This window comes from Micromonospora vinacea, assembly GCF_015751785.1.
Taxonomy (GTDB): domain Bacteria; phylum Actinomycetota; class Actinomycetes; order Mycobacteriales; family Micromonosporaceae; genus Micromonospora; species Micromonospora vinacea.
In genome coordinates, this window is the sequence record NZ_JADOTY010000001.1 from 772,220 (window position 1) to 786,461 (window position 14,242).

The 14,242-nt window shown below is 71.2% G+C and carries 13 protein-coding genes and 1 tRNA gene; 6 read left to right on the forward strand and 8 right to left on the reverse strand.

The genetic code is table 11. The features are described from left to right. Positions 1 to 93: 93 nt before the first annotated feature. The 3 genes from IW249_RS03735 to argS are packed head-to-tail and all read right to left on the reverse strand — an operon-like array spanning position 94 to position 4,467. Positions 94 to 1,404, reverse strand: coding sequence for a homoserine dehydrogenase (locus IW249_RS03735; protein WP_196924619.1), 1,311 nt, complete (start codon positions 1,402 to 1,404; stop codon positions 94 to 96). An 8-nt stretch (positions 1,405 to 1,412) separates the two neighbouring features. Continuing rightward, positions 1,413 to 2,798, reverse strand: a complete 1,386-nt coding sequence (lysA, locus tag IW249_RS03740; RefSeq protein ID WP_196919510.1) for a diaminopimelate decarboxylase — start codon at positions 2,796 to 2,798, stop codon at positions 1,413 to 1,415. A gap of 1 nt (position 2,799) precedes the next feature. Beyond that, positions 2,800 to 4,467 carry an arginine--tRNA ligase gene (gene argS / locus IW249_RS03745; RefSeq protein ID WP_196919511.1) on the reverse strand — a complete coding sequence of 556 codons (1,668 nt, stop codon included), beginning with the start codon at positions 4,465 to 4,467 and terminating at the stop codon, positions 2,800 to 2,802. Between the two features lie 97 nt (positions 4,468 to 4,564). Between argS and IW249_RS03750 the strand changes: the two genes are divergently transcribed. The 5 genes from IW249_RS03750 to IW249_RS03770 all read left to right on the forward strand — a co-directional run bounded on the left by IW249_RS03750 (position 4,565) and on the right by IW249_RS03770 (position 7,807). Next, positions 4,565 to 5,362: a thioredoxin-like domain-containing protein gene (locus IW249_RS03750; RefSeq protein ID WP_196919512.1), complete on the forward strand. Its 798-nt coding sequence runs from the start codon at positions 4,565 to 4,567 to the stop codon at positions 5,360 to 5,362. Positions 5,363 to 5,370: 8 nt separating this feature from the next. Beyond that, positions 5,371 to 6,039, forward strand: a complete 669-nt coding sequence (locus IW249_RS03755; RefSeq protein ID WP_196919513.1) for a DUF305 domain-containing protein — start codon at positions 5,371 to 5,373, stop codon at positions 6,037 to 6,039. Between the two features lie 365 nt (positions 6,040 to 6,404). Further along, positions 6,405 to 7,097: a winged helix-turn-helix domain-containing protein gene (locus IW249_RS03760; RefSeq protein ID WP_196919514.1), complete on the forward strand. Its 693-nt coding sequence runs from the start codon at positions 6,405 to 6,407 to the stop codon at positions 7,095 to 7,097. A 90-nt stretch (positions 7,098 to 7,187) separates the two neighbouring features. Beyond that, a tRNA-Arg gene (locus IW249_RS03765) sits at positions 7,188 to 7,262 on the forward strand. Positions 7,263 to 7,348: 86 nt separating this feature from the next. After that, the gene (locus IW249_RS03770) at positions 7,349 to 7,807 is read left to right on the forward strand and encodes a hypothetical protein (protein ID WP_196919515.1); all 459 of its coding nucleotides are present in this window, start codon (positions 7,349 to 7,351) and stop codon (positions 7,805 to 7,807) included. Positions 7,808 to 7,817: 10 nt separating this feature from the next. On the opposite strand, the gene IW249_RS03775 is transcribed toward IW249_RS03770, so the two are convergent. The 5 genes from IW249_RS03775 to IW249_RS03795 form a co-directional block, all read right to left on the reverse strand. Beyond that, positions 7,818 to 10,199 carry an ATP-binding cassette domain-containing protein gene (locus IW249_RS03775; protein ID WP_196919516.1) on the reverse strand — a complete coding sequence of 794 codons (2,382 nt, stop codon included), beginning with the start codon at positions 10,197 to 10,199 and terminating at the stop codon, positions 7,818 to 7,820. A 29-nt stretch (positions 10,200 to 10,228) separates the two neighbouring features. Beyond that, entirely contained in the window at positions 10,229 to 10,639 is a 411-nt protein-coding gene (locus tag IW249_RS03780; RefSeq protein WP_196919517.1) for a VOC family protein, read from the reverse strand. Between the two features lie 5 nt (positions 10,640 to 10,644). Continuing rightward, a complete protein-coding gene (locus IW249_RS03785; RefSeq protein WP_196919518.1) occupies positions 10,645 to 11,094 on the reverse strand; it encodes a helix-turn-helix transcriptional regulator in 450 nt (149 codons plus the stop codon). A 103-nt stretch (positions 11,095 to 11,197) separates the two neighbouring features. Beyond that, on the reverse strand, positions 11,198 to 12,157 hold the full coding sequence (locus tag IW249_RS03790; protein WP_196919519.1) for a DNA polymerase domain-containing protein: 960 nt from the start codon (positions 12,155 to 12,157) through the stop codon (positions 11,198 to 11,200). Between the two features lie 31 nt (positions 12,158 to 12,188). Continuing rightward, the gene (locus IW249_RS03795; RefSeq protein ID WP_196919520.1) at positions 12,189 to 13,673 is read right to left on the reverse strand and encodes an MFS transporter; all 1,485 of its coding nucleotides are present in this window, start codon (positions 13,671 to 13,673) and stop codon (positions 12,189 to 12,191) included. Between the two features lie 75 nt (positions 13,674 to 13,748). Here IW249_RS03795 and IW249_RS03800 point away from each other — a divergent pair, with 75 nt between their 5' ends. Then, positions 13,749 to 14,183, forward strand: coding sequence for a winged helix-turn-helix transcriptional regulator (locus IW249_RS03800; RefSeq protein ID WP_231392398.1), 435 nt, complete (start codon positions 13,749 to 13,751; stop codon positions 14,181 to 14,183). Positions 14,184 to 14,242: the final 59 nt, after the last annotated feature.

The window sequence follows — 14,242 nt, forward strand, 5'->3', positions numbered from 1 at the left end:
CACCTTGGACCAGCCTGCCGGAGTGGTCGATGGCACACCCCGGTTTACCCACCTGACGGGACACGCGGGACGTCCCGTCGATGATGCAACGACTCAGGCGTCGCCCTCGACCCGCAGCACACTGGTCACCGACCGGACGATGTCCAGACCGCGCAGCTCACCGACGGTCGCGGCGAGCGCGGCATCCGGTGCCACATGGGTGACGATGACCAGCTCGGCGTCGCCGTCACGGCCCGCTGGCCCGCCCGCCGAGCCCTGCCGCACTGTCGCGATCGACACGTCGTGCCGGGCAAACACACTCGCCACCGAGGCCAGCACACCCGGGCGGTCGGCCACGTCGAGGCTCACGTGGTAGCGGGTCAGCGCCTCACCCATCGGCCGGACCGCGAGGTCCGCGTACGCGCTCTCGCTGGCCGCGCGCACCCCGGCGAGCCGGTTGCGGGACACCGCGACCACGTCACCGAGCACCGCACTGGCGGTGGGCGCGCCACCGGCCCCCCGGCCGTAGAACATCAACTGCCCGGCCGCGTCCGCCTCCACGAAGACCGCGTTGAACGCGTCCCCGACGCTGGCCAGCGGGTGGCTGCGGGGGATCATCGCCGGGTGCACCCGGACGCTGACGGTCTCCCGGCCGGTGGGGTCGACACCCCGGGCCGCGATGCAGAGCAGTTTGATCGTGCAGCCCATCGCCTGGGCGCTGGCCATGTCCGCGGCGGTCACCTCGGTGATGCCCTCGCGGTGCACGTCGGCGGCGCCGACCCGGGTGTGGAACGCCAGCGAGGCGAGGATCGCCGCCTTCGCCGCCGCGTCGAAGCCCTCCACGTCGGCGGTCGGGTCGGCCTCCGCGTACCCCAGGGCGGTGGCCTCTTCGAGGGCCTCGGCGAAGCCGGCCCCGGTCGCGTCCATGGCGGAGAGGATGAAGTTGGTGGTGCCGTTGACGATGCCGGTGACCCGGTTGATCCGATCGCCGTGCAGCGACTCCCGCAGCGGGCGCAGCAGCGGGATCGCGCCAGCCACCGACGCCTCGTAGTAGAGGTCGCCGCCGCCCTCGGCCGCCGCCTCGTGCAGGGCCACGCCGTCCTCGGCGAGCAGCGCCTTGTTGGCGGTGACCACGCTCTTGCCGGCGCGCAGCGCCTCGACCAGCCAACTCCGGGCCGGTTCGATGCCGCCGACCACCTCGATCACCACGTCCACGTCATCGCGCTTGATCAGGCCGAGCGCGTCGGTGGTGAACAGGTCCTCGTCGACCGGCAGGTCACCCCGGTCGCGGCCGAGCCGCCGCACGGCGATGCCGGCGATCTCCAGCGGAGCGCCGATCCGCGCGGCCAGGTCGGCCGACTGCTCGTGCAGCAGCCGGACCACCTCCTGGCCGACAGTGCCACAGCCGAGCAGCGCCAAGCGCACAGGTGAGGTCATCCCACATCCAAAGCCAGCAGGTCGTCTTCGGTTTCCCGCCGGACGATCAGGCGCGCCTGGCCGTCGCGCACCGCGACCACCGGTGGCCGGGGCACATGGTTGTAGTTGCTGGCCATGCTTCGGCAGTACGCACCGGTGCCGGGCACTGCGACAAGATCTCCGGGCTGCACGTCGGCGGGCAGGAATTCATCCTTCACCACGATGTCCCCGGACTCACAGTGCTTTCCCACCACGCGGGCGAGCAACGGCTGCGCGTCGGAGGCCCGCGAGGCCAGCGTGGCCGAGTAGGACGCGTCGTAGAGGGCGGTACGGATGTTGTCGCTCATCCCGCCGTCGACGCTGACGTACGTGCGGAGGCCGTCGAGGTCCTTGACAGTGCCGACCTCGTAGAGGGTGAACACGGCCGGCCCGACGATGGCCCGGCCCGGCTCGATGGACAGGTGCGGCACGGCCAGGTTCTCCGCGGCGCACTCCGAATCGACGATCTTGCGAAGCCGCTTGGCCAGATCCTGCGGGGTCGCCGGGTCGTCCTGGGTGGTGTACGCGATGCCGAAGCCGCCGCCCAGGTCCAGCTCGGGCAGCTCCACCCCCCGCGCGTCGCGGATCTGCGCCTGCAGGGCGAGCACCCGACGGGCCGAGACCTCGAAGCCGCTGGCGTCGAAGATCTGCGAGCCGATGTGCGAGTGCAGACCGCGTAGCTCCAGCACACCCTCGTCGAGGATCTTGAACGCGGCGTTCGCGGCGGCACCGCCGGCCAGCGAGAAGCCGAACTTCTGGTCCTCGTGGGCGGTGGCGATGAACTCGTGGGTGTGCGCCTCGACGCCCACAGTGACCCGGACCAGCACCCGGGGTCGGACCCCGCGCTCGCGGGCCAGCGCGGTGAGCCGGTCGATCTCGGTGAACGAGTCGACGATGATCCGGCCCACCCCGGCGTCCAGCGCCCGGCCCAGCTCGGCGACCGACTTGTTGTTGCCGTGGAAGCCGATGCGCTCCGGCGGCATTCCGGCCGAGAGCGCGGTGGCCAGCTCGCCGCCGGTGCACACGTCCAGGTGCAGGCCCTCCTCGGCGATCATCCGGACCACCGCCCGGCAGAGGAACGCCTTGCCCGCGTAGAAGACGTCCTCGGTCGGGAAGGCCGCCCGGAAGTCGCGGCAGCGCGAGCGCAGGTCGGCCTCGTCCAGGACGTACACCGGGGTGCCGAACTCGGCCGCGATGTCGCGGACGCTCAGGCCCGCGACGGCGACAGCGCCGTCGGCGCCGCGCGTCACCGACCGCGGCCACAGCGCCGGCACGAGGGCGTTGACGTCGGCCGGGGTACGCAGCCAGGCCGGCCCCTGGTTGCTGATGTCCGCGTGCAGCGCACCAGCCTCGTGAGCCCTCATGTCACATCCTCTCGGGTGCGGAGACGCCGAGCAGGTAGAGACCGTTGGCGATCACCGTGCGGGTGGCGTTGTTGAGCCAGAGCCGAGCGCGGTGCAGGTCGGTGATCTCCTCGTCGCCCAGCGGCAGCACCCGGCAGTTGTCGTAGAACCGGTGGTAGGAGGCGGCCACGCTCTCCTCCAGGTAGCGGGCCACCCGGTGCGGCTCCCGCAGCTCGGCGGCCGTCGCCACCACAGCGGGGAACTGGGCGAGCGCCTTGAGCAGCTCGTTCTCCTTCTCGTGGTCGAGCAGCTCGGGGCGGAACGCGTCGGCGTCGCCCGGAACAAGCCCCACCTCGGCGGCGTTGCGGGCCACACCCGCCGTCCGGGCGGCGACGTACTGCACGTAGTAGACCGGGTTGTCGCGGGTCGCCCGGGTCCACAGCTCGATGTCGATGTCGATCGGGGAGTCGCTGGAGTAGCGGGCCAACGCGTACCGGGAGGCGTCCACACCGATCGCGTCGACCAGGTCCTCCAGGGTGATCACCGTGCCGGCCCGCTTGCTCATCCGCATCGGGGCGCCGTCGCGCAGCAGGTTGACCAGCTGCCCGATGAGGATCTCCAGGTTGCGCTCCGGGTCGTCGCCGAAGCAGGCGGACATCGCCTTCATCCGACCGATGTAGCCGTGGTGGTCGGCGCCCAGCATGATCACGACCCGCTCGAAGCCGCGCTCGCGCTTGTCCAGGTAGTAGGCGCAGTCCGCGGCGAAGTACGTCCACTCGCCGTTGGACTTGCGCAGCACCCGGTCCTTGTCGTCGCCGAAGTCGGTGGTGCGCAGCCAGGTGGCGCCCTCGGACTCGTAGAGGTGCCCCTGCTGGCGCAGCCGGGCCAGGGCGAGGTCCAGCTCACCCCGGTCGTGCAGGTCCTTCTCGTTGAAGTAGGTGTCGAACTCCACCCCGAAGTCGCGCAGGGAGGAGCGGATCTCGTCGAACATCAGCGCGACGCCCTCGACCCGGAAGATCTCCTGGGCCGCGTCGTCGTCGAGCGAGCGCACCTCCGGCCGGCGGGCCTGCACCTCGGTGGCGATCTCGGCGATGTACGCCCCGCCGTAGCCGTCCTCCGGCGCCGGCTCACCCTTGGCGGCGGCGAGCAGCGACCGGGCGAACCGGTCGATCTGCGAACCGGCGTCGTTGAAGTAGTACTCCGTGCCGACGTCGGCGCCGGTGGCCCGCAGCAGCCGGCTCAGCGCGTCACCGACGGCCGCCCAGCGGACCCCGCCGATGTGCACCGGCCCGGTCGGGTTGGCCGAGACGAACTCCAGGTTGATCTTCTCGCCGGCGAGGCGGTCGCTGCGGCCGTACTCCGCGCCGGTCTCGACGATCACCCGCGCGAGCTGACCGGCCGCGGCGGCGTCGAGCCGGATGTTCAGGAAGCCCGGCCCGGCGATTTCCACCGATTTGACCCCCGGTGCCCGGCCCAGCTCGTCGGCCAGGGCGGTAGCCAGCTCCCGGGGCGGAACGCCCACCTTCTTGCTCAACTGCAGCGCGAGCGTCGAGGCGTAGTCGCCGTGCTCGGGGTTGCGCGGTCGCTCCACCACAGTGCTCGCCGGCAGCGCGGCGCGGTCCAGCCCACGCTGCTCGAAGACGGCGTGGGCGGCGGCAAGGACGACCGAGGCTAGTTCTGCAGGAGTCACCCAACCATGTTATCGGGGGTAGACTCGGGCACTCGGCGGCTCCCCTGCGCGTCATCCGGCCCGCCACTCCCCTGACCGACCGACTTGACGAGGCACGATGAGCATCAGCACCCCGGGTGGCCCTGAGCGCCGCCCGACCGTGGTCAGCACCGGCAAGAAGCCGGCCGCTGGCCGGCCGGCGTCCGGCGCCAAGACCGGTTCCGGAAAGCCGACGGGCTCCCCCCGGGCCGGTGGCAAGGGCCCGCGCAAGCCGGTCACCCCGGTCAAGGTGAGCCAGGGCCGCGCGTGGGGGCCGATCGCGCTCTTCGTCGCGGTGGGCGTGCTCGCCGCCGGCATCCTCGGGTACGGCGCCTGGGCGTCGTTCCAGGGCTCCAAGCCGTGGGACAAGCGGGCCAACGCCATCGACGGCATCACCAACATTCGCAAGTCCGACCCGGACAGCCTGAAGTACGAGTCGCACAAGTCGGGCCCGCTGACCTACAAGTACTCGCCGCCGGTGGGTGGGGTGCACAACGCCGCCTGGCAGAACTGCATGGGCGACGTCTACGACGCCCCGATCGCCAGCGAGCACGCGGTGCACAGCCTGGAGCACGGCGCGGTGTGGATCACCTACCGCCCGGACCTGCCCAAGGACCAGGTCGACAAGCTCGCCGGCAAGGTGCGCGGCGTCGAGAAGATGCTGATGAGCCCGTACGAGGGCCTGGACAAGCCGATCTCGCTGCAGGCCTGGGGCTACCAGCTCAAAGTCGACAACGCCGACGACTCGCGGATCGACGAGTTCATCAAGGACCTGCGGGTGAACGCCTCCGTCGAGGGCCCGACGGCGCTCTGCAACACCGGCATCACCGCCACCGGCACCACGCCGCGTGAACTCCAGCAGCAGCCCACCCAGTAAGGACGGCAATGACCGCTCCGGCAACCACCGACAGCGAGTACGACGAGATCCCGGCCGCCCCGAACGAGGGCGGCCGGGCCCCGGCGTCGCGCTACGGCGTGCTGGCACTGGCCATCATGCTGGTGGTGGGGCTCCTCCTCGGCTACGCGGGCGGCCTGCTCACCCCGCGGCTCACCCGACCCGGTGACGCCTCGGTCGAGGCGGGCTTCGCCCGGGACATGACGACCCACCACGCGCAGGCGGTGGAGATGAGCCTGATCGCGTACCGGTCGGCGACCCTCCCCGAGGTGCGGCAGATCGCCGTGGACATCGCCACCGGGCAGCAGGGCGAGATCGGCGCCATGCAGACCTGGCTGCGCGAGTGGAACCTCAGCCCGACCGCATCGAAGCCGCCGATGTCGTGGATGTCCGACGGTGCCACCGTCAAGGACGGCCTGATGCCGGGCATGGCCACGCCGCAACAGATGACCGCCCTGCGCGACGCCCAGGGCATCGAGGTGGACCGGCAGTTCCTGGCGTTGATGTACGCCCACCACCTGGGCGGCATCCACATGATCGACGCGGCGCTCGACGCGACCGACAACGCCGAGGTGGTGCGGGTGGCGAACACCATGAAGGCCACCCAGCAGACCGAGTTGAACAACCTCCGGCAGCTCCAGACGCAGGCCAGGGGCTGACCAACCCGGACGGCGCACCCGGCCCGCGTCCCCGCCGATCGTGGCGGTGACGCGGGCCGCACCATGTCGACACCAGCGCACCCCGCGGCTCGGCCCCGGCCAACCGCTGGCGCAGCCCCGGCCAACACCGACGCCCGCACGGCCTTGATCGACTCGCGTTGCAGGAAACTGGGCTGTCCGCGCGACCGGCACGCCCCGACTTTCAGGAACCCGAGTCGATCAAGGCGGCCGAACCCGTCGCGTATGACCCGAACGCCCCTCTCGCACCTTGTGGGTGTTTTGCGTGGCACAGGCGATTACGTTGCTTAGAGAGTTTTCTCCCCACATATCGTGACCAGTTGCGATTCGGGCTCGTTGCCCAAGACGTGGGGGTTGCACTCAGAGACGCACGGCGTTCGGTCACCAGCTGGTGCCGACGCCACACCATCGGTGGTGACGGGGCGGTGGCAGCCGTCCGTCGCGGACAGCGGCAGGGCGAGCCGGGAATGCTCAGCCGCGAACAGGAACTCGAGTTGATCGACATGCTGCGGGGCGTCCACCCCGACGAGTTCGGTCTGGACGAGGAGCTGTGGACGCGGCAGAGCCTCACCACGCTCATCCAGCGGCGCTTCGAACTGCCGTTGGACGTCGGCGCGGTCGGGGCGTACCTGCGGGCCTGGGGGTTGGGTCCGCGGGAGCCGCGCGAGCGGGCCTGCGGGCTCTGCGTCAGCGCGGTCGAGCGGTGGGTCCGCAGCGAGTACCCGGGGATCACCCGGGCCGCCCAGGAGCACCTCGCGGAGGTCTACTGGATCGGTCGGGTCCGGCTGCGCGGCACGATGCCGGCCGCCGACGTGATCTCTGCGGTCTCGTCTCGCGGTCGGGTGCGCTTCATGATCACCACGCCGACCGTGGACCCGCCGCTCCCCCGCGACTTCGTGCTGCGGCTCAGCGGCGAGGAGCAGCGCACCGTGCACCTGATCGTGGACGGCTCCTGGCCGCGCAACGAGTGGCCGCGCCGGCTCCCGCGGCGGATCGTCCTGCACCCGCTGCCCAGTTGCGGGCGGGCGGTAGCCGCCTGAGCACCGGGTGGGCCGGTCCGACACGATCGGCTCACCCGATACCGATTCGGCGTACGGAGGGGAGGTTTGCTAGTCTTCTCCAGTCGCTGAGCCCCCGTAGCTCAGGGGATAGAGCACCGCCCTCCGGAGGCGGGGGCGCAGGTTCGAATCCTGCCGGGGGCACCAAGATTCACCAGCACGAGAGGCTCCTGACCAGAAATTCGGTCAGGGGCCTTCATCGTGTTGGCGGAACACCCGCCAGAATGTCGATCATGCTGTTTCTCGGTTTGCTCCTCGCCGCACTGGCTGGGGCGGTCATCGCGACAGTCCTCACCGTCCGCGGGTTCCGCGCGATGTTCAGGAAGAGCGAACGGTCGGGTCGCCTGCGTGCGGCGGCGCTGCTCGTCGGTGCGGTCGCCGTCGCCCTGTACGCGTGGGGCCTGCTCAACGTCGGCTACGCCGTGATGCGGGCCGAGGACGGTGGCACCGGATCCGCCCCGGTCGGACCCTGCCGCGAGGCCGGACCACAGGTGGCGAGCCTGGTCATCGATTACGACGTCAGCTTCCTGCCACTCCGCTTCGAGTGCCGTCTCAGCGGTGGTGGCGCCTACGTCACCTCGTCCGTGCCCGGGTACGTCACCCCGGGCACGGTCGGCCTCGGCCTGGTCGCCGCCACCTGCGGAGTCCTCGCCAGCACGACGGCACGCCGCGTCCGACCACCGGTGGCGTGAACGGCGGCCGTCAGCCTCCGACGTACGCCGCCAGGTGCTCGCCGGTGAGGGTGGAGCGGGCGGCGACGAGGTCCGCGGGGGTGCCCTCGAAGACGATCCGGCCACCGTCGTGGCCGGCGCCGGGGCCGAGGTCGATGATCCAGTCGGCGTGCGCCATGACCGCCTGGTGATGCTCGATGACGATCACCGACTTGCCGGCGTCGACCAGGCGGTCGAGCAGGCCGAGCAGTTGCTCGACGTCGGCCAGGTGTAGGCCGGTGGTCGGCTCGTCGAGGACGTAGACGCCGCCCTTCTCGGCCATGTGGGTGGCCAGCTTGAGCCGTTGCCGCTCGCCGCCGGAGAGGGTGGTGAGCGGCTGCCCCAGGCTCAGGTAGCCGAGCCCGACGTCGGCGAGCCGGTCGAGGATGGCGTGCGCTGCCGGCGTACGCGCATCGCCGGCGCCGAAGAACTTCTCGGCCTCCGTCACCGACATCGCGAGCACCTCGCTGATGTCGCGACCGCCGAAGCGGTATTCCAGCACCGACGCCTGGAACCGCTTGCCCTCGCACTCCTCGCAGGGGGCGGCGACGCCCGCCATCATCCCCAGGTCGGTGTAGATGACGCCGGCGCCGTTGCAGCTCGGGCAGGCACCCTCGGAGTTGGCGCTGAACAGCGCCGGCTTCACCCCGTTGGCCTTCGCGAACGCCTTGCGGATCGGGTCGAGCAGCCCGGTGTACGTGGCCGGGTTGCTGCGCCGTGAGCCGCGGATCGCGCCCTGGTCGATCGACACCACGCCCGCGCCGGCCGGGATCGAGGAGTGCACGAGGGAACTCTTGCCGGAGCCGGCGACGCCGGTCACGACGACGAGCACCCCGAGGGGTACGTCGACGTCGACGTTCTGGAGGTTGTTGGCGGTGGCGCCCCGGATCTCCAGCTTGCCGGTGGGCGTCCGCACCGTCTCCTTGAGAGCCGCCCGGTCGTCGAGGTGGCGGCCGGTGATGGTGCCGCTGGCCCGCAGACCTTCCAGGGTGCCCTCGTAGCAGACGGTTCCGCCGTCCGTGCCGGCGCCGGGCCCGAGATCGACGATGTGGTCGGCGATCGCGATGGCCTCCGGCTTGTGCTCCACGACGAGCACCGTGTTGCCCTTGTCGCGCAGTTGGAGCAGCAGTTCGTTCATCCGTTGGATGTCGTGCGGGTGCAGCCCGATCGTCGGCTCGTCGAAGACGTAGGTGACGTCGGTGAGCGAGGAGCCGAGGTGGCGGATCATCTTGGTGCGCTGCGCCTCACCGCCGGAGAGGGTGCCCGACGGCCGATCGAGTGACAGGTAGCCCAGCCCGATCTCCTCGAACGAGTCGAGGAGGTGTTGCAGGCCGGCCAGCAACGGGGCCACCGACGGCTCTTCGATCCCGCGCACCCAGGCGGCCAGGTCGCTGATCTGCATCGCGCACGCGTCGGCGATGTTCTTGCCCTTGATCTTCGACGACCTGGCCTCCTGGCTGAGCCGGGTGCCGGCACACTCGGGGCAGGTCGTGAAGGTCACCGCGCGCTCCACGAAGGCGCGGATGTGCGGCTGCAACGCGTCGATGTCCTTGGCGAGGAAGGACTTCTGGATCGACGGGATCAAGCCCGCGTACGTCAGGTTGATCCCATCGATTTTGATCTTGGTCGGCTCCCGGTGAAGCAGGTCGTGCAGCTCCCGCTTGTTGAACTTGGCGATCGGCTTGTCCGGGTCGAAGTAGCCGCAGCCACGGAAGATCCGGCCGTACCAGCCCTCCATGCTGTAACCCGGGATGGTGATCGCGCCCTCGTTGAGCGAGAGGTTGTCGTCGTAGAGCGCCGACAGGTCGATGTCGGTCACCGCGCCCATGCCCTCACACCGCGGGCACATGCCGCCGAGACGGTTGAAGGTCGCCTTCTCGGTCTTCGTCTTGCCGGCGCCGCGATCGACTGTGATCGCCCCGGTCGCCTTCACCGAGGGGACGTTGAAGGAGTACGCGTTGGGCGAGCCGATGTGTGGCTGCCCGAGCCGGCTGAACAGGATGCGCAGCATCGCGTTGGCGTCGGTGGCGGTGCCGACGGTGGAGCGGGAGTTGGCGCCCATCCGCTCCTGGTCCACGATGATCGCCGTGGTCAGGCCATCCAGCAGGTCGACCTCGGGCCGTGCCAGCGTCGGCATGAAGCCCTGCACGAAGGCGCTGTAGGTCTCGTTGATCATCCGCTGCGACTCGGCCGCGATGGTGCCGAACACCAGCGAACTCTTGCCGGAGCCGGAGACACCGGTGAACACGGTCAGCCGCCGCTTCGGGATCTCGACGCTGACGTCTCTGAGGTTGTTCACCCGCGCGCCCTGCACCCGGATCAGGTCGTGGCTGTCGGCGATGTGCGGCGCGGACGGCTGGCTGGCCGTGCTCATCGTGTCTCCATCTGTCGGGCGCGCAGGACTCAGCGCACTTCCTGGATGCGGACCATGTTGCCTGCCGGGTCCCGGAAGGCACAGTCGCGCACGCCGTACGGTTGCTCGGTCGGCTCCTGGACCACCTCGGCGTCACTGGCCTCAAGCTTGGCGAAGGTGGCGTCGAGGTCGGTGGTGGCCAGGTTGACGCCGAAGTAGCTGCCCTTGGCCATCAGCTCGAGGATGGTCTGCCGCTCGTCGTCGGTGATGCCGGGATTGGCGCCCGGCGGGTGCAGGACGATCGCGGTGCTGGGCTGGCCGACCGGCCCGACCGTGATCCACCGCATCCCCTCGTAACCGACGTCGAGGCGGACCTCGAAGCCGAGGATGTCGCGGTAGAAGACCAGCGAGGCCTCCGGGTCGGTGTGCGGCAGGAAACTCGAGTGAATGGTGATGTCCATGCTGGTCACGCTAGTTGCGGCGCGGTGACCCGCGCTTCTCGATTCCTGACCGGTCTGGTCACCTGCTTCGCCACGCACGACGGCATTCCCGCCGTCGCCTGCGCCGCCTGCCGCCGGTAGACGCTGGGCGGCACGCCGACCAGCTCGGTGAAGCGGGTGCTGAAGGTGCCCAGGGACGAACAACCGACAGCGAAACAGACATCGGTGACGCTCAGGTCACCACGGCGCAGCAGGGCCATCGCCCGCTCGATCCGTCGCGTCATCAGGTAGCTGTACGGAGATTCGCCGTAGGCGAGACGGAACTCGCGGCTGAGGTGCCCGGCCGACATGTGCGCGCCACGCGCCAGCGCCTCGACGTCCAGCGGTTGCGCGTACTCCCTGTCGATCCGGTCGCGGACCCGACGCAGCCGCGCCAGGTCGCCCAGTCGCTGGGTCGCGTCGGGTTTGCTGCTCACCTGCGAAATCGTGCCACAACCCACCGACAATCGGCCGCCCGCCGGGCGCGAGCGGGGTCGAGCCGGGGCCAAGCACGGGCCGAGCCGGGGGCCGGCGCGCCGGTCAGCCGGCCTCGCGGCGGGCGCGGGCCCGGCGCTTCCCCTCGTGCATGGCCTGCACCCGGGCCACCGGGATGGTCCGACCCTCGGCCACCAGGTCGGCGGGGAGCGGTTGCGGGGCCGGCATCAGCGCGGCCCACGGGTCATCGTCGGCGAGCAGCGCGGGAGCGGTCCGGATGGTGAAGTCGGCGGGGGTCACCTCGGTCAGGTCGGCCCAGTCGACCGGAAACGAGACCGGCATCCCGGGACGCAGCCGGGGGCTGTACGCGGCGGCCACCGTCGCGCCGCCCGCCCGGGTGGCGTCCACGAAGACCCGGCCACCCCGGTCCTCCTTGATGTACGCAGTGGTGGCCAGCGCCGGGTCGAGCCGCTCGGCGCGGACGGCGAGCGCCCGGGTGGCGGCGGCCAACTCCTCGGCCGTGGGCTCGTCGGTCACCGGGACGAAGACGTGCACGCCCTTGGCGCCGCTGGTCTTGACCGCACCGGCCAGGCCGGCATCGGCGAGCGCCTGGCGGACCAGCAGGGCGGCGTCGACCGCCGCGCGGAACCCGTCGCCGTCCGGTGGGTCCAGGTCGAGGATCAGGTGGGTCGGGCGGTGCAGGTCCGCCACGGTGGCCAGTGTCGGGTGGTACTCCACCGCCCGCTGGTTGGCGAACCAGAGCAGGGTGCGGCGGTCGTCGCAGAGGGCGTACGAGATCTCCCGGTGCGACGCCTCCGCCCAGACCGACGCCCGGCGGACCCAGTCCGGGGTGTACCGGGGCAGGTTCTTCTGCATGAACGGCGGCTGGCCGGGGCGGACCCGGATCACCGACAGCGGCCGGCCCCGCAGTTGCGGCAGGATCCGGTCCCGGACCGCGTCGAGGTAGTCGACCAGGTCACGCTTCGTCGCGTCATCGCGGTCGGACAGCGGCTGGTCCAGGTTGGTCAGGGCCACGCCGTCCCGGGTCTCGTCAGCCTCACTCACCCGACCACCCTCCCGGCCCCGGTGCCGTCGGTCAACCGGACGCGGCGCTTCGGTGCGGATCTGTTCCGGCGCCCACCGCGGTCTGCGCCGACGGACCAGCGGTCGACGACGGCCCGGTCGCGCGTCGGGGCACCGTTGTCAGCGCCACCAGCCACGCGGCGACAACGAGACCGGCGGCCACCGCGAACGCGGTCCGGTAGCCGCCGGCGAGCGCGGCGGTCTCGGCCCAGCCGGCGGTCCGCAGCCCGTCGCTGCGCGCGGCGGCCAGGGTGGCCAGCGCCGCCAGGCCGACCGCGCCGCCCACCTGTTGGGTGGTGTTGGCCAGGCCGGAGGCGAGCCCGGCATCCGTGTCGGTCGCGCCGGCCATCGCCACTGTGGTGACCGCCGGCAGGGTCAGGCCGCCGGCCACGCCGAAGATCAGCATCGCGGGGAGTACGTCAGCGAGGTAGGCGCCGTCGGCGGGCAGTCGGGCGAGCAGGAGGAAGCCGACGGTCGCCAGGGCGAGCCCGACCAGCAGGACCATCCGGGCACCGAAGCGGGCGATCAGCCGACCGGCCAGGCCGAGCGAGACCACGGCGATCACGACCGGGGTGGGCAGGAAGGCCCAGCCGGTCGCGGCGGCGTCCAGCCCCAGCACCAGTTGCAACTCCACGGCGAGCAGGAACTGGAACCCGAAGTACGCGCAGACCATGAGGAACTGCACGGCGTTCGCCGCCACCAGACCCGGGACGCGCAGCACCCGGGACGGCACCAGCGGGGTCGCCGCCACCCGTTGACGCAGCGCGAACCCGCCGAGCAGCAGCGCCGCGAGTGCCATCGCACCGAGCGTCCGAGGGCTGGTCCAGCCGTGTTCGCCAGTTCCCACGATGGCCAACACGGCGGCCATCAGGCCGGCGGTGGCGAGCAGCGCACCGGGCAGGTCCAGGCCGGCGCGCAGGCCGATCCCCCGTTCGGCCGGGAGCCGGCGGAGGGCCGCGATCAGGATGGCCGCCCCGATGGGCACGTTGACCAGGAAGATCGTCCGCCACCCGGCGGCCTGGGTGAGCACCCCTCCGGCGACCGTGCCGACCGACGCGCCGGCCGCCCCGGTGAAGCTGAAGACGGCGATGGCGCGGGCCCGTTCGGCCGTTTCGGGATAGAGCCGGACGATCATGCCGAGGCTGACCGCCATGGCCAGAGCGCCGCCGACACCCTGCCCGAACCGCGCGCCCACCAGCACTGCCGGTCCGGTGGCGACCGCGCAGGCCAGCGAGGCCACTGTGAACAGCGCGACGCCGGCCAGGAAGACCCCGCGCCGGCCCAGCAGGTCGCCGAGTCGGCCGGCGAGCAGCAGCAGTCCGCCGAAGGCGACCAGGTAGGCGTTGACCACCCAGGCCAGGCCGGCGGCGGTGAAGCCCAGGTCGCGTTGCACGGCGGGCAGCGCCACAGCGACGACTGTGCCATCCAGGATGATCATCAGGCTGCCGGCGCAGAGCACCAGCAGCGCCGGCCAGCGGGACGGGACGACACGATCCATGGAACCCCTCCTTGGTGCACGGTTTGTTACCGAGGTCATCGTCTGTGACCATGAACCGGAGCGGAAGGAGGCACTTTGATGTCCCAGAGGAACAGCGATGTGTCCGGGCTGGTCGAGGCCGAGCTGACCTGCGCTGCCGAGAACGTGCCGTTCACCCCGGGGCAGGCCCGCGCGTGCACCGTCCGGGAGGTCCTCGACCGGGTCGGCGGCAAGTGGAGCATCGGCATCCTGGTGGCCGCCTCGCACGGCCCGGTGCGCTTCACCGAACTGGAGCGGCACATCGAGGGGATCAGCCGCCGGATGCTCACCCTGACGCTGCGCAACCTGGAACGGGACGGACTGCTGCACCGCACCGTCTATCCGACCGTCCCGCCCAAGGTCGAATACACCGCCACCCCGATGGCGCTGGAGCTGTACGAGTCGCTGGTCGCGCTGACCAGCTGGGCCGAGCGGCACCGCCGGGCCATCGCCGAGGCGCGGACCAGGTACGACGCCCAGCACACCGGCTGAACCGGGCCCAGGTGTGGTGAACGCCACCGCTTCCATCTGACCGATCGGTCAGGGTCTGA